This window comes from Desulfosarcina alkanivorans (genome assembly GCF_009688945.1).
GTDB classification, from domain to species: Bacteria; Desulfobacterota; Desulfobacteria; order Desulfobacterales; family Desulfosarcinaceae; genus Desulfosarcina; species Desulfosarcina alkanivorans.
This window is the reverse complement of the sequence record NZ_AP021874.1, coordinates 939,247-964,110: the sequence shown is the minus strand read 5'-3', so window position 1 is coordinate 964,110 and position 24,864 is coordinate 939,247. Positions and strand designations below refer to the sequence as shown.

Annotated in this window: 24 protein-coding genes; 7 read left to right on the top strand and 17 right to left on the bottom strand. The window is 60.7% G+C overall.

All coding sequences use genetic code 11. The annotated features are described in order from the left end of the window. Nucleotides 1–16 precede the first annotated feature (16 nt). From DSCA_RS04310 to DSCA_RS04295, 4 genes are all read left to right on the top strand, one after another. Nucleotides 17–1,687 (top strand): fatty acid CoA ligase family protein, encoded by a 1,671-nt coding sequence (locus tag DSCA_RS04310; protein ID WP_155315254.1) that lies wholly within the window; start codon nucleotides 17–19, stop codon nucleotides 1,685–1,687. Between the two features lie 106 nt (nucleotides 1,688–1,793). Next, entirely contained in the window at nucleotides 1,794–2,819 is a 1,026-nt protein-coding gene (locus tag DSCA_RS04305; RefSeq protein ID WP_155315253.1) for an NAD-dependent epimerase/dehydratase family protein, read from the top strand. 53 nt (nucleotides 2,820–2,872) lie between these two features. Beyond that, the gene (locus tag DSCA_RS04300) at nucleotides 2,873–3,373 is read left to right on the top strand and encodes a PocR ligand-binding domain-containing protein (RefSeq protein ID WP_167527597.1); all 501 of its coding nucleotides are present in this window, start codon (nucleotides 2,873–2,875) and stop codon (nucleotides 3,371–3,373) included. 764 nt (nucleotides 3,374–4,137) lie between these two features. Next, the gene (locus tag DSCA_RS04295) at nucleotides 4,138–4,380 is read left to right on the top strand and encodes a hypothetical protein (protein WP_155315251.1); all 243 of its coding nucleotides are present in this window, start codon (nucleotides 4,138–4,140) and stop codon (nucleotides 4,378–4,380) included. Between the two features lie 132 nt (nucleotides 4,381–4,512). On the opposite strand, the gene DSCA_RS04290 is transcribed toward DSCA_RS04295, so the two are convergent. Continuing rightward, nucleotides 4,513–5,613: an ADP-ribosylglycohydrolase family protein gene (locus DSCA_RS04290; protein ID WP_231716373.1), complete on the bottom strand. Its 1,101-nt coding sequence runs from the start codon at nucleotides 5,611–5,613 to the stop codon at nucleotides 4,513–4,515. Between the two features lie 383 nt (nucleotides 5,614–5,996). Here DSCA_RS04290 and DSCA_RS04285 point away from each other — a divergent pair, with 383 nt between their 5' ends. Then, on the top strand, nucleotides 5,997–6,695 hold the full coding sequence (locus DSCA_RS04285) for an arginase family protein (protein WP_167527596.1): 699 nt from the start codon (nucleotides 5,997–5,999) through the stop codon (nucleotides 6,693–6,695). 114 nt (nucleotides 6,696–6,809) lie between these two features. Here DSCA_RS04285 and DSCA_RS04280 read toward each other — a convergent pair whose 3' ends face one another. The 11 genes from DSCA_RS04280 to DSCA_RS04230 all read right to left on the bottom strand — a co-directional run bounded on the left by DSCA_RS04280 (nucleotide 6,810) and on the right by DSCA_RS04230 (nucleotide 17,527). Continuing rightward, entirely contained in the window at nucleotides 6,810–7,226 is a 417-nt protein-coding gene (locus DSCA_RS04280) for a PAS domain-containing protein (RefSeq protein ID WP_197904738.1), read from the bottom strand. A 541-nt stretch (nucleotides 7,227–7,767) separates the two neighbouring features. After that, nucleotides 7,768–8,388, bottom strand: a complete 621-nt coding sequence (locus DSCA_RS04275) for a hypothetical protein (RefSeq protein WP_155315249.1) — start codon at nucleotides 8,386–8,388, stop codon at nucleotides 7,768–7,770. Between the two features lie 230 nt (nucleotides 8,389–8,618). Further along, entirely contained in the window at nucleotides 8,619–9,116 is a 498-nt protein-coding gene (locus DSCA_RS04270; protein WP_155315248.1) for an endonuclease V, read from the bottom strand. A 111-nt stretch (nucleotides 9,117–9,227) separates the two neighbouring features. After that, nucleotides 9,228–9,818 carry an NUDIX hydrolase gene (locus DSCA_RS04265; protein WP_231716372.1) on the bottom strand — a complete coding sequence of 197 codons (591 nt, stop codon included), beginning with the start codon at nucleotides 9,816–9,818 and terminating at the stop codon, nucleotides 9,228–9,230. Nucleotides 9,819–9,894: 76 nt separating this feature from the next. After that, a complete protein-coding gene (locus DSCA_RS04260) occupies nucleotides 9,895–10,323 on the bottom strand; it encodes a DnaJ domain-containing protein (RefSeq protein ID WP_155320305.1) in 429 nt (142 codons plus the stop codon). Between the two features lie 171 nt (nucleotides 10,324–10,494). After that, nucleotides 10,495–12,447: a PAS domain-containing sensor histidine kinase gene (locus tag DSCA_RS04255; RefSeq protein ID WP_155315247.1), complete on the bottom strand. Its 1,953-nt coding sequence runs from the start codon at nucleotides 12,445–12,447 to the stop codon at nucleotides 10,495–10,497. A gap of 399 nt (nucleotides 12,448–12,846) precedes the next feature. Further along, a complete protein-coding gene (locus tag DSCA_RS04250; RefSeq protein WP_155315246.1) occupies nucleotides 12,847–13,185 on the bottom strand; it encodes a PilZ domain-containing protein in 339 nt (112 codons plus the stop codon). Then, entirely contained in the window at nucleotides 13,182–13,730 is a 549-nt protein-coding gene (locus DSCA_RS04245; protein ID WP_167527595.1) for a response regulator, read from the bottom strand. Before DSCA_RS04245 ends, DSCA_RS04250 begins: the two co-directional genes overlap by 4 nt. 371 nt (nucleotides 13,731–14,101) lie before the next feature. Beyond that, nucleotides 14,102–14,758 (bottom strand): response regulator, encoded by a 657-nt coding sequence (locus DSCA_RS04240; RefSeq protein ID WP_155315244.1) that lies wholly within the window; start codon nucleotides 14,756–14,758, stop codon nucleotides 14,102–14,104. 461 nt (nucleotides 14,759–15,219) lie between these two features. Next, a complete protein-coding gene (locus DSCA_RS04235) occupies nucleotides 15,220–16,461 on the bottom strand; it encodes an MFS transporter (RefSeq protein ID WP_155315243.1) in 1,242 nt (413 codons plus the stop codon). Between the two features lie 19 nt (nucleotides 16,462–16,480). Next, nucleotides 16,481–17,527 carry a ketopantoate reductase family protein gene (locus DSCA_RS04230; protein ID WP_155315242.1) on the bottom strand — a complete coding sequence of 349 codons (1,047 nt, stop codon included), beginning with the start codon at nucleotides 17,525–17,527 and terminating at the stop codon, nucleotides 16,481–16,483. A gap of 493 nt (nucleotides 17,528–18,020) precedes the next feature. Between DSCA_RS04230 and DSCA_RS04225 the strand changes: the two genes are divergently transcribed. Further along, nucleotides 18,021–19,190, top strand: coding sequence for a hypothetical protein (locus tag DSCA_RS04225; RefSeq protein WP_155315241.1), 1,170 nt, complete (start codon nucleotides 18,021–18,023; stop codon nucleotides 19,188–19,190). A gap of 243 nt (nucleotides 19,191–19,433) precedes the next feature. Here the strand turns inward: DSCA_RS04225 and DSCA_RS04220 are convergent, their stop codons facing one another. The 4 genes from DSCA_RS04220 to DSCA_RS04205 form a co-directional block, all read right to left on the bottom strand. Further along, nucleotides 19,434–20,309, bottom strand: a complete 876-nt coding sequence (locus DSCA_RS04220; RefSeq protein WP_155315240.1) for a pyridoxamine kinase — start codon at nucleotides 20,307–20,309, stop codon at nucleotides 19,434–19,436. Nucleotides 20,310–20,558: 249 nt separating this feature from the next. Beyond that, on the bottom strand, nucleotides 20,559–21,398 hold the full coding sequence (locus DSCA_RS04215) for a L,D-transpeptidase family protein (protein ID WP_197904737.1): 840 nt from the start codon (nucleotides 21,396–21,398) through the stop codon (nucleotides 20,559–20,561). 374 nt (nucleotides 21,399–21,772) lie between these two features. Further along, a complete protein-coding gene (locus tag DSCA_RS04210; RefSeq protein WP_197904736.1) occupies nucleotides 21,773–22,192 on the bottom strand; it encodes an Lpp/OprI family alanine-zipper lipoprotein in 420 nt (139 codons plus the stop codon). 9 nt (nucleotides 22,193–22,201) lie between these two features. Beyond that, entirely contained in the window at nucleotides 22,202–23,506 is a 1,305-nt protein-coding gene (locus DSCA_RS04205) for a L,D-transpeptidase family protein (RefSeq protein ID WP_155315239.1), read from the bottom strand. Between the two features lie 25 nt (nucleotides 23,507–23,531). Between DSCA_RS04205 and DSCA_RS04200 the strand changes: the two genes are divergently transcribed. After that, nucleotides 23,532–23,915: a hypothetical protein gene (locus DSCA_RS04200; protein ID WP_155315238.1), complete on the top strand. Its 384-nt coding sequence runs from the start codon at nucleotides 23,532–23,534 to the stop codon at nucleotides 23,913–23,915. Here DSCA_RS04200 and DSCA_RS04195 read toward each other — a convergent pair. After that, nucleotides 23,905–24,612: a transglutaminase-like domain-containing protein gene (locus DSCA_RS04195; RefSeq protein WP_155315237.1), complete on the bottom strand. Its 708-nt coding sequence runs from the start codon at nucleotides 24,610–24,612 to the stop codon at nucleotides 23,905–23,907. The two genes, DSCA_RS04200 and DSCA_RS04195, sit on opposite strands and share 11 nt — an antisense overlap. Nucleotides 24,613–24,864 lie beyond the last annotated feature (252 nt).

The window sequence follows — 24,864 nt, the reverse complement described above, 5'->3', positions numbered from 1 at the left end:
AAAAAGGGATCGTCGTATGGCATTGAAACCGGAGAAACCCGCCCGCAGCATCGTCAACGTGGCCACCTACCTGCGCCGGATGGCCCGCAGCCAGCCTTACCAGCGGGCCGTGGTCTGCCCGTGCGGCAGGGATGCCGAAGGCCGGGCGGCCTACACCCACCTCACCTTCCGCCAGCTGGATATCGAGTCGGACTGCCTGGCCCGCGGGCTTGACGATGCGGGCGTCAGCCGCGGCGTGCGCACCATCCTGATGGTCAAACCCAGCCTGGATTTTTTTGCCCTGGTGTTTGCCCTGTTCAAGGTGGGGGCTGTGCCCGTGGTGGTGGATCCGGGCATGGGCGTGTCCCGCATGCTGAACTGCCTGAAGGAGAGCCGGGCCCGCGCCCTGATCGGCATCCCCGCGGCCCACGTACTGCGCACCCTGGCGCCCGCCTATTTCAAAAGCGTCAACACCTTCATCACCGTGGGCAGCCGCTGGTTCTGGGGGGGGCGCACCCTCCGGCAGGTGCGCAGCAGCCACTGGGAGCCCTACCCCATGGCCGACACCCAGGCCAATGAAATCGCCGCCATCCTCTTCACCACCGGCAGCACCGGTCCGGCCAAGGGCGTGTTTTACACCCACGGGGTCTTCGATGCCCAGGTCCGCAACATCCGCGCCCAGTTCGGCATCACCCCGGGGGAGATCGACCTGCCCACCTTCCCGCTGTTCGCCCTGTTCGATCCGGCCCTGGGGATGACGGCCATCATCCCGGACATGGACCCCACCAAACCGGCCCGGGTCAACCCGGACAAGATCATCGAAGCCATCGTCAACCACGGGGTCACCAATATGTTCGCCTCCCCTGCCCTGCTCAACCGCGTGGGCCGCCACGGCAAGGAAAACGGCATCCGGCTGCCAACGCTGAAGCGGGTCATCTCGGCAGGCGCGCCGGCCACGCCGGCCAACATCGAGCAATTCTGCACCATGCTGACCGATGACGCCCAGATCCATACCGGGTACGGCGCCACCGAGGCCATGCCGGTCAGCTCCTTCGGCAGCGAGCGGATTCTCAACGAAACCCGGTCGCTCAGCGAGCAGGGTTTCGGCATGTGTGTGGGCCGGCCGATTTCCGGCATCGACGTGCGCATCATTCGCATCACCGACGGGCCCATCGCCCGCTGGACCGATGACCTGGCCCTGGCGGACGGCGAGATCGGGGAGATCACCGTGCGCGGAGACCAGGTCACCCGCGGCTATTTCGAGCGTCCCGACGACGATGCCCGGGCCAAGATTGGCGACGGCGACACCTTCTGGCACCGCATGGGCGACCTGGGATGGATGGACAAGAAAAACCGCATCTGGTTCTGCGGCCGAAAAAACCACCGGGTGGTCGCCGGAAACAAAACCATGTTCACCATTCCCTGCGAAGCCATTTTCAACAACCACTCCCGGGTGTTCCGCAGTGCCCTGGTGGGCGTGGGGCCCCAGGGACGCCAGCGGCCGGTGATCTGTATCGAACTGGAGCCCGGCGACAGCGGCAGGAATAAAAAAGGACTGCAGCAGGAACTGCTGGCACTGGCCAAGGCCAGCCCGATCACCGAAGATATCGAGACCATTCTGTTCAAGCGGGCCTTTCCCGTGGATATCCGCCACAACTCCAAGATTTTCAGGGAGAAGCTGGCCGTATGGGCGGAAAAGAAAATGTGACGGGTCCGTAAACAGTCGAAATTTTTTCTTGTTGGTTCCTTTGCTTAACACTTAACATGTGAGTCCCTAACTTTTTGATATTATAATGACTCCGGAAGAACCCATTATGAATGCAACAACCCGCACGCCCCCCAAATCCATCCTCGTCACCGGCGGTGGCGGCTTTCTGGGCAAGGCCATCGTCCGGCAGCTGGTGGCCGGTGGCCACCGGGTGGCCAGCCTTTCCAGGAGGTCCTACCCGGAACTGGAGGCCCTGGGCGTCGACCAGCTGCGCGGCGACATCGGCAATGCCGGTGCCGTCAAAGATGCCGCCCGGGGCCGGGACGTCGTTTTTCACGTGGCCGCCAAGACCGGGGTGTGGGGCCGGGCCGACGATTTTTTCCGCACCAACGTGACCGGCACCCAACATGTCATCACCGCCTGCCGATCCTGCCGGGTGCCCATGCTGGTGCACACCAGCAGCCCCAGCGTGGTGTTCGACGGCTCGGACATGCAGGGGGTGGACGAGTCGGCCCCCTACCCGTCCCGGTTCCATGCGCCTTACCCGCAGACCAAGGCCCTGGCCGAGCAGGCCGTGATGGCCGCCGCCGACCGGGAGCTGAAGACCGTCGCCCTGCGGCCCCACCTGATCTGGGGGCCCGAGGACAACCACCTGGTGCCGCGGATCATCGCCCGCGCCGCCAGCCTGCGCCGGGTCGGTGACGGGCAAAACCGCGTGGACACGATCTACGTGGACAACGCCGCCCGGGCCCACGTCCTGGCCATGGAGGCGATGGACCGAAACCCGGCCGTTTCCGGAAAGGTCTACTTTATCAGCGACGACGCGCCCATCCGCCTGTGGGAAATGGTCGACCGGATTCTGGCTGCCGGGGGCAAGCCCGCCCTGACCCGGACGATTTCACCCCGGGCGGCCTATTGCATCGGTGCCCTGCTGGAGTGGGCCTACCGCACCTTCGGCCTGTCCGGTGAACCCCGGATGACCCGCTTCGTGGCCCGGGAGCTGGCCACCGCCCACTGGTTCGACATCTCGGCGGCCAAAAGGGACCTGGGGTATACGGCCGGGATTTCCATCGACGAAGGAATGCGGCGGCTGGAGGCCTGGCTGGCGGAAAGCACTTCCCAATCCGCATAAAAAAATGCTAAGCAACATGCCTGACCTGCGAATGCCAACCAAGGAGTGTGACCGTGGAACTGACTGATCTTCTGCCCCTGGAAAAATGGGCCCAGCTGGAAAACGAAATTCACGAACGTTCGGGACTGGAGTCCAATGTCTTCAACACCGACGGCATCCGTATCACCGACAACAAAATCTGGGTCAACCGGCTGTGCCCGGCCATCAAGGCAACGGACAAAGGCCAGTCCTTCATCTGTGCCGTGGCCCACATGAACCTGGCCAACCAGGCCAGGGAGGAGCATCGGCCGGTCATCGAGGAGTGCGATGCCGGTCTGATGAAAATCGTGGTGCCCATTGTCGTGGACGGCGAATTCATCGGCGCCGTCGGCGCCTGCGGACTCCTGCCGGTCGGCGGAGAGGTGGACGCTTTCCTGGTCAACAAGATGACCGACCTCCCCGAAGCGGAAATCGCGTCCCTGTGCGACGATCTGGCCGTGATCGAAACGAATTCGGCCGAGGAGGTGGCCCAGTTCATCTGGGAAAAGATCGAAGCGATCGTTGCCGAGGCCTGATGGCGGCCCGTCCCGGGTCCACCGGGACGGGATTCTGAATTTTTTCTCCCATAAGTTAAGAACTTTTCTTCCTACTTTCCTGCCCGACGTCGTGGGCAATTCGATCCGATTTCGGCTGCCCCCCAGGCTCGAAAAACGGACGAATGCGCTTTCGATGATTATTGCCATTCGCTTAATTAGCGATTACTATTCAATAGTTATGGCTGATATGGTCGTTTCGGCAAGCATTGCCCCCCGTGTGGCAAACACACAAGGTGGGGGGGGTGATGGGGCCGTCCACCCTGGTCCGGAGACCTGTTCCGGCCTTTATTTAACATGGCATGACGTTTGCTGGATCAATTGGGCATGATGGCCCGACGGCCGGCCGCCGCTAGGGGCCGTTGGCCTTCGGCGGTAAAACAGCGCAGCGGAATCTCTGAATGCATTCGAACGAATCCGGACGGATCAGCAAGGATACAGCACCATGATCGACAGGATAGACCACCACCCGACGCCAACCAACTATGATGAATATGATCAGCGAAGCGGAAAAGACAGGCGCAGGATCCCTACCATGCTCGACCCCGATGTTGACAAAAGGAAGGGAGATCGGCGAAAAAACAAGGGCAGGTAGCCCCGGCCCATGAATGAAGCGTACGACCCCGTTCAGGCCGGAGACGGCTTGAAATCAGGCAGGGGTGCTTATTTTATTTCAACAGGACCGTCAATTATCACGGCGGCCAGGGTGTGACTGTTCGATGATCCGATGAACGGAGGAGTCCCCAATGCCAAAAAGCAATCGATCATTCATTGAAAGACGGACGGGCAAGGACCGAAGGCGGCGTTTTTCCATCAAGGGGCTCTTTTTCAGGCAACGCGACCGGCGCTGCGCGCCGGAAAGAAGGTCCGGCGACGAAAACCGCAAAAACTGGGTCCGGGTCAGCAAGTGGTCCAGCGTCCCCCTGAAAAATCTGAAAATATCCAAATACCTGCTCAAGGAATGCCGCCTGGACCGGAACCATCCCTGACCGGGGCATGTTCCCGCAGTTCCGCTCCGACGCCGCGCCTTCCCGCTGCCGCTTCCGACTTCCAGTTTTCCTGCCGCCCAAAACCCCATGGACCCCTGAACGGAGCAGCCGCTCCAACGGGGTGGCGGCCTGCTACCGTCCGGTGAACTGATCCAGCAGATCCGTGGCGACCTCAACGATCACATTCTTGAGCTCCAGCCCGGCCAGCCAGTCATCGGGGATCACCTCAACGCCATATCGCGTCGCCATGATCTGGCCGGCGATCGACCCGGTCGAATCGCTGTCACCGGAATGGTTGACCGCCAGCAGCACCCCCTGCCTGAAATCCCGGCCCGCAGCCAGCGCCGCATACAGGCCGATGGCCAGCGCCTCCCCGGCGGTCCGGCCGGCCCCCAGGGTTTCCACGGCCTGCGGTGACGGCTTCCCGTGGCCGGACAGGGCAACCGCCAGGTCAACCGCCTGGCGGCATTCGTCATGGCCCTCGTATGTGACCAGGATGCGGCGTGCTTCGGAGACGGCCGCATCGATCGGATCGCCGGCGGTCAGGCGTGAAACCAGGGCGCACAGAAACCCGGCGGCCAGATAGCCGGTCGGGTGGCCGTGGGTAATGGCGGCGGCGTCACAGCCCAACCGGAATGCTTTTTGCGCATCCGCAAACACCAGGCCCACGGGCGCCACCCGCATGACCCCGCCGCCGCCTTTGCTGTCGTTGACGGGCTGGTCCAGGGTGCCCATCCTGCCGGACCGCAGGACGGACAGGCAGGACTGGCCGGGCGCCCGCCGTGCGAACAGCTCCCGGTGGCCGGTGAGCATGCCGTCGACGACCGCGCAGCTGCCATGGGTCCTGATCAGCCCGGACTGGCCCTGCAGGTCCTGGGTGAAGAGCCACCTCAGGCAGGCGTGGTAGACGGCCTGTGTGGCCAGACCGCCGTGGGCATATTCCGATCTCACCCGGGAGAGGATCAACCCTTCGGCGGTAAACAGGGTCATCTGGGTGTCGTCGGTGATCGCGCCCCTGCGGCCGTAGGCCGGTTCGAACCGGGTCACGCCGGCAGGGCCATAGCGCCTGCGGATCTCCTCTATGGCCAGAAATTCGACCGGGGCGCCCAGGGCATCGCCCACCGCGCCACCCAGCAGGCACCCGACCGTGCGCGAACGCCGGGAAGGCATCCCCGTAACGATGCCGCACCGTTTCAGCCCGTTGCCATGCCGCGCGTCCCGCTTCGATGACATCAGATGCGTTTCCCCCTTGCAAAGGTGTCCCGGTCTGAGTTTGGGCCCCACTGGCCCTGTCGGCAGGCTGCCCTGCCCTCCGATTGAAGGACGCAATTCCGACCCGGCAGCCGCGGCCGTTTTATGCTATGACAGCCTGGAGCGCCAACAGGATAACCGATGGGGCTCCCGGGAATCAATTCCAATCTTACGCTGCCGGCCTGATAACAAAGGAGGGGCAACCGATGTCTATTCAACTCATCCAGGTGCCATACGATTCGGGACACCGGGGCGTCCGCCTCTGAAAGGGGCCGCTGCGATTCGTCGACCAGGGGATGGCCGGCCTTCTGCAGAAGGGGGGACACGGGGTCGAAGTGGTGTGCCTCCAGACGGAGGCCGACCCCATGAACCCCGTAAAAACGGCCTTTGACGTGAATCGCCTGCTGGCCCGGCAGGTCCGGGCAGCGCTTGACGATGAAAAATTTCCGCTGGTCCTTGCCGGTAACTGCAACCACTGCGTCGGCACCATCGCCGGCATCCAACGGGCGGACCTGGGCGTTGTCTGGTTCGATGCGCACGGGAATTTCAACACACCCGAGACCTCCACCAGCGGCTACCTGGACGGCATGGCGCTGGCGCTGACCGCCGGGGACTGCTGGCAGGGATTGCTCGACACCATCCCCGGTTTCATCCCGGTGGCCGGAAACCGGATGGTGCACATCGGCGCACGGGATCTGGATGCCCGGGAGGTCGCGCGTTTCTCCGACTGCGGGGCGTCGCTGGTGGATCCGGCCGCGCTGCAGGCACTGGGCGTTCGCCGGGGACTCGAGCCGGCGCTCCGGCGTCTCCGGCGGCACACGGACCGGGTCTACGTGCACGTGGACATGGATATTGTCGAACCGGGCGAAGCCCGCAGCAAAGCCTTTGCCCCGGACGGCGGGTTGACCGTGGCGCAGGTCGTCGCGGCGCTGCAGGCCATCGGGGAGACCTTCACCATCCAGGCCGCCGCCATCGCGGCCTGCGACCCGGACGCGGACCGCCAGGGCCGGGCCATCTCGGCCGGGATGACCTTTGCACAGGCCCTGGCCCCGGAGACGGGCTGAATCCCGCCGGTCCGTGGTTCGGGACAGGCCATCTGCCCCATGAGAACGAATGGAGAACGGTTGCGGAACAGGAACGGAGAACCGGAAAAAACGGAACACCGGGCGGCCCCGGTCCTATTTGAAAACGAGTTTCTGGATGGCCAGGTAGTGGGTGGTCTCATCCTTTTCGTTGCGGATGGGAGCGATTTTCCACTGCATCATGAACTCCGACCCGTCCTTGCGGTAGTTGATGGCCTGTCCGTGAAATACCTTCCCCCGGGCAAGATCCGTGTCCAGCCGATCGATGACCGCCTTGTCTGTTTTCGGTCCCTGCAGGATCGACGGCGATTTCCCCATCACCTCGCGGGGAGCGTACCCGGTCAGTTCGCTGAATGCCGGGTTGACGTAGATGATCGGATACCCCGGCCCGGCTTCGGTGATCATGATCGAGTTGTAGGACTCTTCCATGGACGCTTCCAGCAGCCGTTTCATGATGTACTGATAACTCCTGTCCTTTTCAAAAATATCGAAAAGATCCTTTTCCGCTTTCATCTGCCCTCCTCCTGTTTGGATAAGGTTGATTCGATGGGCGTCTCTCCATGGGTTAACCTATGGACCGAATCAGCGAAATTCAAGCAAGTGAAAAAAATCGATTCACGATCAGGAAAACCTTTCGAGTCGCTCCCGTATATTGAAAGCCGGGGAACCACTGTGACAGTTTTCGGGATGTCTGGTGCGACGCCTTCCGGGGACGCCGCCGGATGTTCGGCTTACATAGTAACACGCAAGGTTCTGCGCCCCCCTGGGATCCCGGTTTGCTTTTGGGCTCTCGTTTCGCATTTTACCCTGGCTCGATGCGTTTGATATGCAGACGGCATGGGAACTGGCCTGCGCTGAGTGCTTTGATGCCAGCCGGGAATATGCAGCATGCCGGACGGACAGTACGGTCCGGTGTGCACACCCGCGTCGCGGAACATCGGAAGGTTCAAGAGGTTGAAATTACACGCTTGCGGTGCCTGTATGGGTGCGAAGAACCGTATCCGTCATGCGTTTCGCACGGAAGGTCTTCAGCCCCCCTTGAGGTCGTTTTCATCTATCCGTGTTCTTCAGACAGAGCGGCGGCCAGGTACCCGATGAACCGGTAGGCCGGCCCGGTGGGCGGTCCGGTGCGCCCGGTGACGGGCTTTCTCAGCCGTGACGACAGCTCGATGTGGTAGGCCAGCCATCGGGTATCGGTAATCGTCAGCGTCCTGGTCGCCCTGAAATAGATGTCGCTGAAACGGCCGCAGACGGTCAGATCGGCCAGTTCGGGGTCCGCTGAGATTCTCCGGCGGATACCGGCGGCCAGCCGCTCGGACCAGGTGGTGAATTCGGCTGAGCCGCAGGAGATCTCGACGTCGTAGGGCGACCTGATCTTACCGTGACCGTGGATTTCAACCAGCACCCGGGGGCGCCATGTCGCAATCTGCAGGCTGTAGTCGCTGGACCGGTGTTTATTCGGGTCGATGGTGGCATTGCAGGCGATGACGCCGCAGCAGTCGAGCTGTTCGGCCAGTCGGCGGCCGATGAATCCGGTATTTTCGTCCGAGTCGCTGTGCTCGGGACAGGGCAGACCGGGTGTGCCGGCCGGGGCGTGATGGGGCGCCCCCACAACGATGTCGGAACGTGAGCGTGTCTCTACGATCAGGAGCGATGGTTGCGTCGATTCGAGCATCGAAATCGCCTCCATTTCATATCGGCCGTTGCCGTCGACCATCCAGCCAACCCCGTTTGGCGAGGGTGATCGAGACCGGCCCGCCGTTGTCCATAACGCCCGGCCTGCGGTTTGAAGCCAGCCCGGTCCCAGCCCGGCTTCATTTAAGCACAGCCGCCGCTCATCAGCCTTTCGCCCGCGGCCCCGGGCCGCATTCGCCGCGGGCCGGCGGTGATTGCCGGGACCGCCGGTCACCGCCGCCGGCAGGCCCGGTCGGCCGCTTTGAGCAGGGTTGGAATCCGGTGGCTGCCGTGCATGGACACGATGTGTGCCCGGGCACGCGCCAGTTTCATGCCGGCGGCCGTGACGTAAAGCGGCCGGGAACTGCCGCCGCGCAGGATTTCATGGCCGCGGCCGACACCGGGCAGCCTGTTTTTGGCGACGCCCACCACCACGGCCGCACCCTTCAGGGCATCGTAGAGGTGTTTGCCCAGCCCGGGCGTTGCCACGCCGTCGAGGTAAACATACCCGTCGATGACGATCGTGCCGGGCGACAACCCGTGGTCGCGGACAAGCGTGAGAATGCAGGGAAGCTCCCGCCTGTAGAATTGCCCCGGCACGTATTCCCGAACCCTTTTCACCTCGCTGCAGCAGATCCTGACAGGATGCGGCGAAGACCAGCTGCCATACAGGATGCCGGCAACATGGGCGTGGTCCTTCCGGTAGTGGACGTCGACGGCAAGCATCATGGCGTCTGGCTCCTGATTGCCTCTGGATTGGCGCCGTGCGTCCGATCATGGCCGCGGCGCTGACACGGCTGCCGCCCCGGCAGCGTCAGCGCGTCGGACGCGCTACAGGGTTCAGCTGTCGGTCAGATAGCCGCTGCCCAGGCGCACGTAGGCGTCCATGACCAGCCAGGCCCGTGCGCCGAAAACAATGTCCGTGCGCGTCAGCAGGCCACGCAACAGGTCCCGGTCCATCATGAAGACCCGGATGTCCTCCGAATCCCCGTTGCCGTGGACGCTCGGGGTTCCCGCGACTTCGGCATAGATCACCGCAACGGCCTCGTCGGTAATTCCCGCTGAGGAAAAAATGGCAGGGCTGTGGCGGTAGACGCGCACCAGGTCCAGCCCGGTCTCCTCGTGCAGCTCCCTGCCGGCGGCGTCAGCCAGGGCTTCGCCCGGATCCAGAAGCCCGGCAGGAAAACCGTACTGGTAGCCGCCCACGGGGACACGGAACTCCCTGATCACCACCAGCCTGTCCGCCTGCCGGTGGTACGGTACGATGACGGCCGCATCGGGGCGCTCGATCCTGCCGGTAATGCATTTGGGCGACGCCTCCCGGCTGACCATGTGCCAGCGCTTGCGATTGCCCTTTCGGTCTTCGTAATCCACCGCAACCATGGTGACGAATTTGCTTTTGACGACAACGGTTGAATCGATAATTTTCATCCTGGCACCCTGTTCACCGCTCCCTTCCTGGGCCGGGCCAACTTACGCCGGCCGCCCGTTTTCCCCGGGGGGGGCGTCACCGTCCCGTCAGTTGATCATACGCCTGCTGGATTTCCCTGAATCGTTTTTCGGCCAGGGCCCGGAGTTCTTTGCCCAGGTGCTGGACCTTGTCCGGGTGGTATTGGGCGGCGAGACGGCGGTAGGCGGCCCGGATCGCTTCCCTGGAGGCGCCCGGCGCGATCTCCAGCACCCTGTAGGGATCCCGGCTGCCGCGCTCCTCTGTTCCGGCGGCCCGGGATTGCCGCCCGTCGGCCGTTTTCCGGCCTGGATCAAAGCGGCTCCCGGACGGCCGCAACTGCCTCTGCCCCCGGTAAAACCGCCAGAGCAGGAACAGCACGATCAGATCATCGATCCAGCCCCATCCGGCCAGAAAGTCCGGCACCAGATCGCGCGGGAAAAGCACGTAGAGTATCGCGGCGATGGAATAGATAAGCCCTTTGGTCATTTGAACAGGTTCCGTTGGCTGGCCCGGACAGGTGACAGACAGGAATCACAGGCGTCAGGAAACCTCTTTTTCCCGGGATTATCAAGGTTTTTCTGACCCGGCCGGAAACGCCCGGAATTGGGTTGGAATGCGGCGGCCTGATGAAATTCCCGGCGATCCGCCGCCGGGCGGTCATCGGCACTCGTGCCCGCTTTTTCCGCGCCTGCCGCGGGTTTCAACCAGGGGGCATGTCACCGAAATCCGGGTGCCTCGGGCCGGATCAGACCGAATCTCTAATCTGCCGTTGAGGAGGCTGGTCCGCTCCCGCATGATTCGAAGCCCCATTCGCTGTTCTCCCGCCAGCGCGTGCTCCCGTGACGGCACGTCGAAACCGTGCCCATCGTCTTCGATCTGCAACCGGATATCGGGGGCGGCGGCAGTCAGTTGAACCGTGATATGACGGGCGCCTGCATGTTTCCAGGCATTGTTGAGGCTCTCCTGGACAATGCGATATAAATTGATCGTTGTCTTCTGATCCGGTTTGACCCCCTCCATATCCACCGGAAAAAATTGGATGGCCAGCCCTGATTTCCTGGAAAACTCCTCGCAGTAATGGGACAGGGTGCTGACGATTCCGATTTCATCGATACCGGGAGGACTCAGCCCGTAGGACAGGTCGCGGACCGTTTGAATGGTCTGTTCGATCAGCCTGGAATGGGTTTCCATTTTCGATTTCATGGGGCCTGATATGGCCGGCTGATGGCTGAAAATCGTATCATAATTGATCTTCAGAAGGGAAAGGTTCTGTGCGATGCAGTCGTGAAGCTCATATGAAATCATTTTGCGTTCATGCTCCTGGGCCTGCATCAGCATCTGGGTCAGATTGTGAACGAGCCCCTCGGCCCGTTTGCGTTTGGAAATATCCTCAAAGACCGCACGCGATTTTTTGGGGTTGCCCCGCCCATCGTATTCCATGGTAACGCTCAGGATGACATCAATGATGAGCCCGTCCCTGGCAACCAGCTGACGATCGACACCCATCAGTTTTCCTCTATCGAGCAGGATCCGAAAGTCTTCCTTCATTTTGGCCACGGACGTTTCGGTCAGAAACTCGGCCATGGGCCTTCCCATAAACGCGTCTCTGGCGTATCCGAGGGTGTCCAGGATGGTATTGTTGCACTCGACAATGATTCCCCGGGGGTCCAGGGACAGGTACATCGTCGGTGCATTGTGGTAGAGGTCTTCGTACTTTTCTTTGAGCTGCTTGACCTGCTCCTCGATCCGCTTCCGCTCGGTAATGTCGATCGCCACGACGATCACGCCCCTGGTCGGGTCCGCCGGATCCAGGGGGCATCCTTGAAGGTAGCAGTGAATCTGCTCGTTTTGCCGCGTCACCCAGCGGGTTTCAATGCTGGCGAGCCCAAAGTTTTCGATCTCGGAATAGAACCGATGGCCGACACGTTCATATTCATCGTCATCCGGATAGAGGATGCGGGTGCTTTTGCCGAGCAGGGAACCGTCCTCATATCCCCAGATCCGGTTCATGGCCTGGTTGGTCCAGCCCAATATGCGGTTGTGCGCCAGAAAGATGCCCACCGGAGACGCGGAGAGAATGGCCTGCAGGGTCGCTTCACGTTCCTGAAGCGCCTCTTCCGCCCTTTTGTGTTCGGTGATGTCCGAAATGACGCCCACCAGACCGATCACATTGTCACCGGCATCCATGATGGCGGCCTTTTCAAAAATGACGTCTCTCAAATCCCCGTCGTACCTTCTGACCCGCCATTCGTAACGCTGCGTGCCGGGTCGTTGGAACAGTTCCGCGTCTTTTTCATGGTACCGGTTGGCGTTGTCTTCCGGTGCCAGGTCGTAGACGGTCTTGCCGATGATGTCAGTGCGCGGACGGCCGATAAAGTCTTCGAATGCCCGGTTGCAGCCCGTGTACCTGCCGTTCACATCCTTGTAGAAAACCGGGTTGGATATGGTTTCCAGAAGGGTGTTCAAGAAATCGCTTTTCTCCCTCAGATCCTGCTCGGATTGTTTCAGCCGATCGATTTCCCGCGTCAACCTGTTGATGCGGGCCTGCAATTTACCGGCAGGCGATGGGGACGGCTGCGGCCATCTGTTATCGGGTAGATGCGTGCTCATTGAAACCCTCGTCGATTGCCCCGTCCTGAAAAGCGGCCCTGCAGGCAGTATCTGTTATGGCGGATATGCGGTGTCCTCCGGCGCCGAGGCTGCCGGATCGACGGTTCCCGGGTTGCGAACGGACGTTCAGAAACAGGCAGAGATGGCTGCGGGTCCGGTTGGAAGCCGGTGCGCGCTGTCAGGGGCGGGAAGCGATGCAATGTGAAAAAAATAACACATCTTCGCCCGGATCACAATCGGCTGCCCTGGAGGGAACGGAGGCCGGCCCCCCGGAAGGACGCCATGCGCCGGACGACAACGGACCTGATCCAGTCCTCCCCTCCCCCGGCGGCTGGCATGAATCGCCCCGGCAGGCCGTCAACGGCCATCGCGGCCGGCGCTTCCCGCCCCCATTTCATTTCACCAATGCCGCAGCCCGATGCCGTATCGGGGGACAGGTCCGCCGGGAAGTTGTTTCTGCCATTTGACTTCCGCAAGGCAGATGGTCCGCGGCCCGTGTTCGGGAAGGCTGTCTGTCCATCCGCAGGGAAAGTGAATGATGCGGACGATAAGGGTGGTCCCCGCCCTGACCGCTCTGCAGGTTTCGATATACAGTCCGCCGCCTGAAAAGTTCCGCATGACGCCATGTGATGACCGGCCGGTATGGCTGCTTGCAAATGGCCGGCAGTTGACCGGCACCGCAGTGGGTATACGCGGTTCGATCCGCCGGATGAGTTCCTTTCCCCCCCGTGTGTTCATGATGCCGCCAAGGTGGCCTTGCCCACCGGTTTGTTTTTCAGAGACCTCCTGCGAATACCCATTTTTACGCTCCTTGATTCCATCGTAATGGCGGTTTCTATTTTTTTTCTAAGGGCGTCCAGGTTGAAGGGTTTCAACAGCAGGCCGTCCACGAGGCCGGGGCGTTCCAGGCGGTCGGTGATTTCGGCTTCACAATGGCCGGTCATGATGATGACCCGGATGCCGGGATGTGCGGTTTTTACCCGTGCCGCCAGCTGGCAGCCGTCCATCCACGGCATGCCGTAGTCGGTCAGGACCACATCGTGGAAGCTTTCGCTTAACACGCGCAGGGCCTTTTTCGCCGTGGCCACGGCGGTGGTACGACACCCCAGGTGCTGCACCATTTTTTCCACGACCTGCAGGATGCAGGGATCGTCGTCCACGATCAGGATTCGATGGGCGACGCTGTTCATCGCCGGCCAGCCCATGGGGATGTCGGGGTGGCCGGCGGGACCGGTCTGAACGGTTTCGGGGATAAGCGGTGATCGGGATTGAGCCGCTGGCATTGGACTCCTCCTTTGGCGCCGGGTTCGCATTCCGGGGCCGTTAGGCTTTCCCGGGGGTTTCCTGCCGTCATCGCTGTGCCAGGGCCTGATGATCGTCGGTAAGAATCGGGCTCGCCATCCCAATGGCCCCATCAGGCGGTTCGGGTTGTCTGCATGGGTTGCCGCTGGTTGAACGTCCGGCAACGTCTTCAGTCCCTGAAAAGAACTCTTTTTTTCTACAGGTGCGTTCAGAGGGCGCAACATTTCGAGAGAGGCGTGATGACTGGGATACCGTATACGGCAGATGGCGTCGGGGGGACAATTCGCAAAACTGACCAATTATTCCGTCGTGCATGGGTAAATTTACCCACGGCGGCGGTGCCTCGGGCGGATCAGGGATGGCTGACGATATATCCCTGTGCGATGGCATATCGCACCAGATCCGCGGTGCGTTTAAGATTGAGTTTGGCCCGGATGTTGGCATGGTGTCGATGGGCCGTACGAACGCTGATGCACAGGCGGTCGCTGATCTGACGGTCGGTGTTCCCTTCGGCGATCAGTTTCAGCACCTGGCGTTCACGGTGGGTGAGGGGTTCGGCATCGGGCTGGTGCTCTCCCCGGCAGATGGAGATGATCGCCGAGGGAAATTCATTGGCCAGTTTTCTTGACAGGTAGGTCTGGCCTTTTCGGATCCGGTCGATGGCCTGAAGCAGTTCATTGCCCGAATCCTCTTTCAGCAGATAGCCTCTGGCACCGGCAGCCAGCGCATTGGAAAGAAACGCCTCCCGTTTGTGCATGCTCAGAATGAGCACATCGATGTCGGGATACAGGGAACGGATTTCACGGGTGGCTTCAATGCCGCGCAGTTCCGGCATGCTGACATCCAGAATCACCATGTCCGGTCGTTTCCTTTTCAGCAGCTTCAGCAGGCTGAGCCCGTCTCCGGCTTCACCGATGACCTTGATCCCGTCAACGGTGTCGATCAGCTGCCTGATGCCTTCGCGCATCATGGCATGATCGTCGGCAAGAATGATGGTGTAGTCGTTCATGTCGCCCCGATGGGTGGGTTGGACCGATGCGTCGTGGGACCGGCCTGCTGACGGCAGACACGATCTGTCGAATGAAAAGGTCGCGTGAATCGCCGGTGAGGGCGGCACTGGGGCCATGGTGGCTGAAGGAGCAGGATCTGCGGGCAGGTGGCAGGTCAGCGGGGCAGGTTGTCTCTTTTTCGCCTCTTTGCTGTGCGCGGGTCGTGGCAACACGCCCCGGAAGCGGAGCGGCAGATGGTTTAGCCCATGAGCGCCCTGGATTTGCCGGAAACCGAATATAACAAATTTTATAAATAATCTTAGTGACCTGTCAACCAGTTAATGGGATCGGAAATCCTTGCGGCGTTTTCCATCGGGGACGCTTCCGGGGGAAACAGGTCCGGATCACCGTGGCTCGGAAAATCTCCCTTCCCTGCGCTTCCGGCGGCAGCGTGGCCACCGTCTGCATTGCCCCGGCGGGTTCATTGGCTTCTGATCGGCCGCCTCATTTTGCCGGATTCACGGTAAAAAGAGGCACAGAGGGCGGCGGCAACGCCGCCGCACCCTAAAACCATGAATGCCCACCCCCAGGTATCGGGCGTGGTACCCGGTGCATTGGTCAGATCCAGCACCGCACCGAATGCGATTGGAGCGATTCCGCCGGCGCCGAAACCCAGCAGCGCCCGGATGGCCAGAACAGATCCGAGGCAGTTCGGTTCCACGGCCTCGGTCAGTGCGGTAGACAGTACCGGTGAATCGCCGAGGGCGAAAAAATAATAAACCAGCCCGATAAAGACCAGCAGTCCCGCGGGTAAAAAGGTCAACCAACCGATCACCAGCGACAATCCGGCACCGACCGTCGCCACCTGGACGAGAACGATCCGCCGGCCCAGCAGGTCCGCCAGCCGGCCCATCGACACCGATGCCAGTGCGCCCACGAGGTGCATCGACGCCACGAGATAGGCCCCGAAACGGGCCGTTTCACCGAACCCATCGCCGGAGACGGCGATGACTGCGGCAAAGAAAGCCGGCGTCCATGTCCACATGCCCAGCAATTCCCAGCCATGGAAGGTATAACCGGCGATCAAAAGGCCCACGTTGCGATTGCGCCGGAAAATAGCCGGTACGCCCGGGCGCCTGCCACCCGCATGGGTGCGGTTGGGGGTCGTTCTCAGGGCCAGCCAGCAGAAGAGCATACCGACCACGGGCAGGCACCCGGTCACCATGAACGCAACGCGGTACCCGCCCCAGGCCAGGCACAGCCCGGAGACGACCAGCGAAAACGCGTATCCGATGGAGGTGCTGGCAATCAGGTATCCCATCGCCCCGCCGCGTTTCGAGGCATCATAGCGCTCCGAGAAAAGTATGATTGCCGGTGTGTAGAGGCCGCCCTGGGTCGATGCGGCAAGGCCGTACAAGACCAGGCCGGTGAGGTAGGACTGGGCGAAAAAACCGAATCCCATTGCCGACAGGGCGCTCAGGACTGCGGAAAAAAGGAATAGCCGCCTGGCCCCGTATCGATCCGAGAGCCAGGCAAACACAAACAGGGACGCCGCGTAGCCGAACATGAAAGCGGACGATATGCTGCCGGCCTGGGTGGCCGACATATCCCATTTGCCCAGAAGGACCGGCACACAGGCGGCGTACACCATGAAGTTCGCATAAAGGGCGATGCGGGCGATAAAGATCAGTACCAGCCAGCCGTCGAATCGTTTCTTGATCATGTGGGGGGAGAGCGCCTTATCATGGGGTTGTCGAGGGGCCTTTCACAGCCATCAGCCTGTCGAGGTTGTCCATGGACATCGTCGTGCGGCCGGCCTCGATCTCGTGCACCATTTGTCTGACGGCGTCGTTGACCGGCGTCGGCACACCATGGGTTCTGCCGTTCTCGCAGACGTAGCCGTTGAGAAAATCGATCTCCGACCGGCGGCCCCTTTCGATGGACTGCAGGCTCGAGGATTTGATTCGGCGGTACTTGAAGCCGATCAGGCGAAGGATCAGGTGCCGCCTGATGCCGGCACACATGCCGTCGCGCAGGAACCTGTGGTAGTCCAGCTTGCCGCCGGCAGCCGGTTCGACCTGGATGTTCATCGCCCGGGCAACGGCCATGTCCTCGGCGATGAGCCGGATGAAGATCGTTCGGGCCCTTTTGTCGGCCAACAGGCGCCCCAGCCTGGCTCCGCCGATGACGCCGAGGGAGTTGATGCAGGCGTTGATGATCAGTTTGGCATACAGCTCGCCCATGATGTTGATCGAAATGCGCGTCGGATTGACCCGGTTCAGCACCTGCTGAACGAATGCAAGGCGGTCATCGGGCCGGCCGTCCGGGTTTCCGATGACGAACTCCCCTTCCGACGTCACTTCAAGCTGGCCCGGGGTATCGTGGCTGGCGCCCCACCCCACCACGCAGCCGATGACCCGATCTTTTCCGAGTACGTCGGCCAGGGCGTGTTCGCTGATGCCGTTCTGAAGGGAAACGACCGCGGATTCGGGCTTTAAAAAGGGAATCAGGGCCTGTGCCGCCGCGACACAATCGTTGGCTTTGGTGGCCAGAAAAACCAGGTCCTTGGGTCCGGACAGTTCCCGGATGGTCGCGACCGCACGCATCTTTACCGAATGGTCACCCCGGATGCCGGTGATCTTCAGGCCCTCCCCGGTGATTTTATCGACCAGGGCGGCGTGTTTACAGACGAGTTCCAGGCCATAGCCGGCCTGTTCGATAAATGCGGCCGTTACCCCGCCGATGGCACCGGCCCCAACCACGGCAATGTTGGCTTCTTCGGTCAGCAAGGACGCCTCCTTTCAGGGGGCTTTGATTTTGGGATGTGGAAACCTGATTAATTTTTTCCTTGTCATCGACGCCGCTTTTTCAATCGCGGCGGAAGGTCCATGATCGAGCGCAGGAAAAAAGGTGTCAAAGGTATCTTTGATGCCCTTTTTTGTCAAGAAAACAAGTCAGTTCTGTTGGTTTAACCGTCCGGCAGCCCGTAACCTGTCAAGACGATTTTACCGGTGCCGGCCAGTATCTCTTCTCCCGGGGAGAATCGTTCACGATCCTGCCTGTTGACAGGAAAACCCATTGGCCTCCGGCAGGGCCTGTGACAAAAAGTGCATCCGCCGATTACGAAACCGGTTCATTCGTCTGCCATGGCCTCTTTTTCCCGCCTGGTTCCGTTACCGGTCAGATCCCGAACACCATGAAACTTATAGAAAAACCGCCCGTTGGCATTTCCGGTTCACCTTGGCCTGACCTTTGCTGGGGATAGGGACCGGAAAGCACCGCATGACAACGACCGACCCCCGGGAGAACATTTTGAGACGATTGAGACGGCATCCCCTCGGCACCCTGTGCATGGCTGCGATTTTGATATTCATGTCCGCCTGCGGCTCCGGCGGCGGCGGAACGGAGGCGCCCTCCGCTCAGACCGGCGATTTTCCGACCGTCAATCCGGACGGCGGCCCGCCTGCCGGCAATCCGGACGGGACCGCACCGATACCCGCCGAAGCGAACCTCGAAGACGTGACCGCCCCCGACCGGATTGTCGGCGACGGGACGCCGGAGAGCTGCAGCGCCGAGGCCTTTATCGATGCCGTGGCCCGGGGGGGAACCATTGTGTTCGACTGCGGTCCCGATCCGGTCACCATAACGCTCCCGGAACCGGCCAGGGTGTTCAACGATGCCGACCCCGACATCGTCATCGATGGCGGCGGCCTGGTGTCGCTCAGCGGCGGGGGGCTGACCCGCCTGTTGTACATGAACACCTGCGATGAGGATCAGGTCTGGACCACCGATCATTGCCAGAACCAGGACCATCCGCGACTGACGGTGCAGAACCTCACCTTTGTAAACGGCAATGCCACCGCTGAAACCGAATATGACGGCGGCGGGGCCATCTGGGTGCGCGGGGGACGGTTCAAGGCCGTCAACTGCCGCTTTTTCAACAATGTCTGCGCCGACGAGGGCCCCGATGTGGGCGGCGGCGCCATCCGGGTGTTCAGCCAGTACGAAGGCCTGCCCGTCTATATCGTCAATTGCACCTTCGGCGGTGCCGAAGGATACGGCAACCTGGGATCCAACGGCGGCGCCATCAGCAGCATCGGCGTCTCATGGACCCTCATCAACAGCCTGTTTTCCTACAACAGCGCCGTCGGCTACGGCGCCAATCCGGCCCAATCCGGAACGCCGGGCGGCGGCAGCGGCGGCGCCATCTACAATGACGGCAACACGATGACCCTGACCGTTCTCGGCTCGCGCATCGCCTACAACGACGTCAATGCCCACGGCTCGGCCATCTTCTTTGTCTCCAATGACCACACGGGCGACATCGTCATCGACGATTCCAGCATAACGGACAATATCGGCGGTTCCTGGTACCCGGTTTACGACGGCATCTCCATGCACAGCGACACGCCGATCACGGTAAGCGACTCGGTGATCGAAAACAATTCGTAGGCATCGTTCGGATAAAGAGGGCCTTCGTTGCGGCTTCGGATGAGCCCTTGATCTTCTATTATCTCACGCAAAGGCGCAAAGCCGCGAAGCGTTTAAAACATCGACACAGCCATGCATCGATGACCGCACAACGGCTGATCACATCAGGGACAATTATGCTTTGTATCCACGACGGTCTTCTTTGCGGCTTTGCGTGAGCCCCGCAGGTCGCCCTTCTTCACGCCGGCCGTGCTTCGGGGGGGGCTATTCGACGATTTCGTAGCTGCTGGCGGTCACGGGCGCATTCAGGCTGGGCAGAACGCGTTCCAGGATGACCCCGTTGCGGGCGGGGTAGGAGTAGCCGAAGGTCGTGCGGATGGCCGTGGAAACGAACTGCACGGCCCGATCCAGCGCGATGGGCAGGCTGTCGCCCTGCAGCAGGCTGCCGACGATGACGCTGGCGAAGGCATCGCCGGTGCCCGGGTAGTACGCCGGGATGTAATGGCAGTCGATTTTCCAGAAGCGCCCGTCTTCGCGGTCGCAGGCGATGACGGCCGAGGTCTTCTGCTTTTCGGGCACCGGCAGGCTGGTAATGATGACTTTGCCGGGCCCCTTGTCCGAAAGGCGCAGCATCCATGACTTGATGCGTTCCGGGGAAATGGTCCGGGGTACGGGTTCATCGAGCAAAAACGCCGCCTCGGTAAAATTGGGCGTGATGACATCTGCCTTGGCGATCAGGCTGCGCATGCCCCTGATTATCTCGGGCGTCATGGTCTTGTATGGCTTGCCGTTGTCCCCCATGACCGGATCGACCACCACAAGCTGATCCGGGCGGGAAAAGGTGTCGATGAAGCCGGCCACAATGGCCTCCTGCTGCGGCGAGCCCAGAAAACCGCTGTAAATCGCGTCGAAATCCACATCCAGTTGCCGCCAGTGGGCGACAATGTCTTCCATGGTGGCGGTCAGGTCCCTGAAGCTGAAATCTTCGAAACCGCCCGTGTGCGTGGACAGCACGGCCGTGGGCAGGGGGCAGACCTGGACGCCCATGCAGGACAGGATGGGGATGACGACGGTCAGGGAGGCCCGGCCAAAGCCGGACAGATCGTGGATGGCGGCGGTGCGCGGCACGGGATTTTTCATGGGATGGCCTCGATGTCTTTCAATTTACACCTCACGCTGATGTTATTTCACGCAAAGACGCTTGTTTTTGGCTCACGCAAAGACGCCAAGCCGCAAAGAAAAAAAAGGTCCTGTTCATGCCCTCGCCTGAACGACTGAAATTATTGGTCTGACAGAAGACGCTGAATTCAGCACACCCCGATTCATCATTTCTCTAAACCTTCGCGCCTTCGCGGCTTAGCGTGAGTCCCATGGAAAAAACAGCAGTGTCTATGGTGTAATCTCGACCAGCGTGCCGTCTGGCACCAGCTTATAGATCTCCTCCATTTCCTGATTGGTCACCGCGATGCACCCCTGGGTCCAATCGCTTTCGGCATGGGAGGTGCCGACCGGCGAGAAACCGTTTTTAATGCCGTGGATCATGATATCGCCGCCCGGACGGACACCACGGTCCCTGGCCCGCATGCTGTCCAGCTCGTTGGGGTAGGAAATATGCAGCGACAGGTGATAACCGCTGTTGCCGTTTCGCGAGTCGATAAAGTAGATCCCCTCCGGGGTCTTGTTGTCGCCCTCCCGTTCTTTGGGGCCAACCGGGTTGCCTCCCAGGGCAATGGTGTATGTTTTGATCACTTCGCCCTTTGCGATCAACGTCAATTGCCGCGCCTGCTTTTCGATCAGTACCTTATCGGCCGGTTCCATCCTGACGGCGAAAACCTTCGCTTCGAGCGCGGCAACCGTTTCCTTGAGTTCGGCGACCTCATCCGTTTTGCTTTCCAGCGCCTGCCGGGAACGGTCCAGCGCGGCCTGCCGGGCAGCGATTTTTTCATCCTTGATGACGACGTTATGAATTTGAAGGATCATCATCTGGCTGTCGTGCCGGTAGTCGCTGTCCGGGTAATCGCGGACGACTTTCTGAAAGCATTCGAGGGATTGCCGGTAGTCCTTGTGCGCGTTATGGGGATAGGCATGGACCACCCCCATCTCGAAGAGAACGCGGTCCGCCGCCTCGGGATGCGTTTCCATGATTTGCGCGTATTTACCTAAAGCGGCCGCGTAATCCCCCTGGTTGAACAGGTGATTGGCCTCCCGGGAAAGGACGCGTTCATCCATGTGGCTGCATCCGCCGGCAAGCATCGGGATGAGCATGATACCGACGGCAACGCGGCGCAGAACCCCGCCTGCGCCTCTCGGCCTTGCATGCCGAAGCGTTCGGGCGCGTGTCGATGATGGTCGTGAGGGTCGCAACGTCAGTTCTCTTTCCGGTAAATCCGATACACACAGATTAAAAAAGTATCTATCCACAAATGGCAGATTCTGGTTCCCGGCAAGGACCGAGCGAGGAAGACACCGCAGGCATAGCGGCGCTATGTCGAGGATGGCAGACGAACAGGAACGCCGCCGGGGCCGAAAGATGCTGTTTGCGGATGGATACGAAGGAAGTGGCCGGGCTGTACTGACCGGCCGCTTCCTCGGGTCCTGGCGACTTACTTCTTCATTGATTTCTTGAACATCGCATCGGCTTCCCTGGCCTTTTCCTCAGCCATTTTTTCCTTTTCCGCCGCGAGTCGCTCTCTTTCGATGGCTCGCTGTTCAGCCGCTTCGGCACGCTCGATGGCTGCGTTCGCCTTGGCGATGGCCTCGTCAGCGGCCATCCTGGCCTGCTCCGCATCCTGGGCCGCCTGATCGGCTTTCGCGGCAATCGCCTTTTCCCGGGCCTGAACGGCCTGGAGGTCTTTTTGCGTCGCACACCCCCCGAGACCCATCGCGAGTACAGACATCATGCAAAGCCCTGCAATCATCTTCTTCATAATCAGAAATCTCCTCTCGTTTGCGTCTACCTGTGTTCTGCGCATCATCGCGCAGGCAACCGTCGGCGCGATGATACACTGCGCTTTAAAAAACATGACCCGTTTTCAGCTTTCAAACGGAACCGCGTCCAGTTCCAGATCGATTTTCAGGCGTCTGGCGGCGTCCCTGGCCGCACGCCGGCTATCGAAGGGGCCTGCCAGTACACGGTGCCGATCGCCCTCGGACAGCACTCTGGCAGGAATGGGCGGCCCCTGGTGGTTGATAATGGCCGCCAGCCTCCGGGCATCGGTCCTGTCACGCAAGCTGGCCGCCAGAACATACCACGCATCCGTATCGAATGCCGGTATTTCCGGTTGGCCGACCAGACGGCCCGGGTGCCTGAGTCTGACGGGCTGCGCAGCAGCCGTAACAGCGCCACCCCGATCCACGGATACGGGCACGGGGATCCCGCGGGCCTCGATCACGACCGCCTTGACCTTTTTCCAGTCCAGCTGGATTCCCGACTGCGTCTCGAACCGTTTCAGTTTTGCATAGGCCGTCTTCCAGTTGGCAGTGCCTGATTCCTGGAACGGCATATTCGCTTCCAGGTAGACGACGCCGTCACGCCGGCCGACCAGATAGGGCTGGTTGACAATAAGGACCGCTGTTTTCACCGGGGCTTTTTCGAAAAGGCGCTCGATATCTTCCGGATAGAGCCTGATGCAGCCGTTGGTTGCCCTGAGACCGATACTGGCCGGTTTATTGGTACCGTGGATCAGATAACTGGGCTCGCTCAGGTAGAGCGCATATTCACCCAATGGATTCAACGGCCCCGGGGGCACCTCGGACGGCAGGGGATCGCCCTTTTTCCGATGGTCTGCGGCAATCGAGGCGGGGACATACCAGGTCGGCCGGTGTTTTTTGCGCGTGATGACCATTTCACCCATGGGGGTGGGCCGCTCTTCGGTGCCGACGCCGACCGGGTAGGTCGACACGGCCAGCCGGTTGCCATTTTTGTGATAATAAAAGAGCCGCATGGTGGCCAGGTTGATCACGATCCCGTTGCGCCGGGTGTCGGGCAGGATGAAATTCAGGGGCAGCAGGATTCGCTCCCGGGCCCCGGGCACCCACATATCGACGCCCGGATTGGCGGCGCTGATGTCGTTGATGCCCAGGCTGAAGTGCCGCGCAATATCCGGCAGGGTATCGCCCCTTTCAAGCCCCATCGTCGCCAGGCGGCCAATGACGTCCCCGTCGCCGGCGACCACAAAATCATTCCGTTCAATCGCGTCATCCGGGGTTCCGTGCAGCGGGAGCGACCGGGCCAGACGTCCGCGCATATCGGCACAGCCCGTCGCAAAGAGGATGGCCGTCAGCACAATCGCAAGAAAAAACCGGTTGGCCAGGGGGGACGGTTCAAGTGTTCGCATGAGGATCACAGCGCCTTGATCTTTAATGAAAAAAAATAGATTTCACAATTCAGTGGAACTGGATCGTCTGATAAAATATACCAAGCCTGCCCGAAAATTACAAAATATGCGCACACTCAGGGATGTCTATGGTCGTATGTCTTTTCAGCAGGACCTGTTCATTCTGCCCTGCCATGTCTGTCCCCTGGCGTGCTGCGCACCTGACGGCCGACGGGTTCGTGCAGTGGCGCCTGGCAATATCGACCGCGGCCAACAACCAATGCAAAGTCCGTTCCCAGGCAGACCTGTCGCCATGGCGGGCAGGCGTTTCATCGGATCGGGCAGGCAAACGCGTCAGTTCTGTTTGTTTCTTGGCCTGCAACCCGTAATTTTTAATGACATTTTTCACGGTGCCGGAATCAGTTATTAAAACGACCACCTCCCCGGGAACGCTCGTCCAGGGCTTCGCGGCCGAATGCGTCCGCATTGCGGTCTGCATTCCGGGTCAGGATTTTCGGATAATGGCGTCGAAAGGCCCCATAAATCTGGTCGTACGGCAAGTCGGCGAATGTGCCGTGGTCATTGACGTATTCCATGTGGCGCTGGCCCCGGGTGTCAAATTCATGAAACAGGGAATCGTGAACACCGTCGAACTCCAGGGGCTTGACGTTGAAATTCAGGCACAGCGTGAGGTTGAAGGCCGGGGTTGCTTTCACCCACTGACCGTTCAGGAAGATTTCAACATAGCCATGATAGACGAACAGGTCGGTCTCCATCATTGCTTTCAGACGTTGGGTCACCAGATGGTTGCGCACGTCGGCAAACCCAAGGCGGGCCGGAATGTTCCGGGAGCGAAGCACCGCAGTCAACAGCACCGCTTTGGGAACGCAGAAGCCGGCGCGTCTTTTCAGCACCGCGCTGGCTGTGACTGCCTCCGGTTTGTCCTCCATACTGTAGGGATCATAGCGAATGTCGTCCCGAACGCCGTAGTAAAGGGCAATGGCCTTTTCCACATCCGTCCGTTTGCCGAGGCAACGCTCGCGGGCATAGGAGATGACCGCCGGTGAATGGCTGTCCACAAAATAGGTGGGTTCCAGATATTGATCTATCCCTTGGGTGTCGCTCATCTCAGTTTTTCCTTGTTGCAAATTCATCCGTCAACGTAACGCCAGGTATTCATCAACAGACATTTTATTTCACCCATCGGTATCCATTTTCTTTTCCTTAGCGTCCTTCGCGGCTTTGCGTGAGGCGTATCAATTTCGCCCGCCCTGCCCTTCAACCGCTTTTGATTCGATACCACGGCAGCGCCGGCTGACCTGAGGACAATAACCTTTCAGGGTGACCGACTGATCTCGTTAACAGAGATCAAAAAGATG

What these genes read in the sequence shown, in the direction of transcription:
- DSCA_RS04235 (WP_155315243.1), bottom strand. Translation starts at nt 16,461, where the DNA reads ATGATCAAGAAACGATTCGACGGCTGGCTGGTACTGATCTTTATCGCC.
- DSCA_RS04250 (WP_155315246.1), bottom strand. Translation starts at nt 13,185, where the DNA reads ATGAACACACGGGGGGGAAAGGAACTCATCCGGCGGATCGAACCGCGT.
- DSCA_RS04295 (WP_155315251.1), top strand. Translation starts at nt 4,138, where the DNA reads ATGCCAAAAAGCAATCGATCATTCATTGAAAGACGGACGGGCAAGGAC.
- DSCA_RS04280 (WP_197904738.1), bottom strand. Translation starts at nt 7,226, where the DNA reads ATGAAAGCGGAAAAGGATCTTTTCGATATTTTTGAAAAGGACAGGAGT.
- DSCA_RS04240 (WP_155315244.1), bottom strand. Translation starts at nt 14,758, where the DNA reads ATGAACGACTACACCATCATTCTTGCCGACGATCATGCCATGATGCGC.
- DSCA_RS04245 (WP_167527595.1), bottom strand. Translation starts at nt 13,730, where the DNA reads ATGCCAGCGGCTCAATCCCGATCACCGCTTATCCCCGAAACCGTTCAG.
- DSCA_RS04225 (WP_155315241.1), top strand. Translation starts at nt 18,021, where the DNA reads ATGACAACGACCGACCCCCGGGAGAACATTTTGAGACGATTGAGACGG.
- DSCA_RS04270 (WP_155315248.1), bottom strand. Translation starts at nt 9,116, where the DNA reads ATGATGCTTGCCGTCGACGTCCACTACCGGAAGGACCACGCCCATGTT.
- DSCA_RS04290 (WP_231716373.1), bottom strand. Translation starts at nt 5,613, where the DNA reads ATGTCATCGAAGCGGGACGCGCGGCATGGCAACGGGCTGAAACGGTGC.
- DSCA_RS04265 (WP_231716372.1), bottom strand. Translation starts at nt 9,818, where the DNA reads ATGAAAATTATCGATTCAACCGTTGTCGTCAAAAGCAAATTCGTCACC.
- DSCA_RS04215 (WP_197904737.1), bottom strand. Translation starts at nt 21,398, where the DNA reads ATGGATGAACGCGTCCTTTCCCGGGAGGCCAATCACCTGTTCAACCAG.
- DSCA_RS04220 (WP_155315240.1), bottom strand. Translation starts at nt 20,309, where the DNA reads ATGAAAAATCCCGTGCCGCGCACCGCCGCCATCCACGATCTGTCCGGC.
- DSCA_RS04275 (WP_155315249.1), bottom strand. Translation starts at nt 8,388, where the DNA reads ATGCTCGAATCGACGCAACCATCGCTCCTGATCGTAGAGACACGCTCA.
- DSCA_RS04305 (WP_155315253.1), top strand. Translation starts at nt 1,794, where the DNA reads ATGAATGCAACAACCCGCACGCCCCCCAAATCCATCCTCGTCACCGGC.
- DSCA_RS04205 (WP_155315239.1), bottom strand. Translation starts at nt 23,506, where the DNA reads ATGCGAACACTTGAACCGTCCCCCCTGGCCAACCGGTTTTTTCTTGCG.
- DSCA_RS04255 (WP_155315247.1), bottom strand. Translation starts at nt 12,447, where the DNA reads ATGAGCACGCATCTACCCGATAACAGATGGCCGCAGCCGTCCCCATCG.
- DSCA_RS04200 (WP_155315238.1), top strand. Translation starts at nt 23,532, where the DNA reads ATGAAAAAAAATAGATTTCACAATTCAGTGGAACTGGATCGTCTGATA.
- DSCA_RS04260 (WP_155320305.1), bottom strand. Translation starts at nt 10,323, where the DNA reads ATGACCAAAGGGCTTATCTATTCCATCGCCGCGATACTCTACGTGCTT.
- DSCA_RS04195 (WP_155315237.1), bottom strand. Translation starts at nt 24,612, where the DNA reads ATGAGCGACACCCAAGGGATAGATCAATATCTGGAACCCACCTATTTT.
- DSCA_RS04210 (WP_197904736.1), bottom strand. Translation starts at nt 22,192, where the DNA reads ATGTTTTTTAAAGCGCAGTGTATCATCGCGCCGACGGTTGCCTGCGCG.
- DSCA_RS04310 (WP_155315254.1), top strand. Translation starts at nt 17, where the DNA reads ATGGCATTGAAACCGGAGAAACCCGCCCGCAGCATCGTCAACGTGGCC.
- DSCA_RS04285 (WP_167527596.1), top strand. Translation starts at nt 5,997, where the DNA reads ATGAACCCCGTAAAAACGGCCTTTGACGTGAATCGCCTGCTGGCCCGG.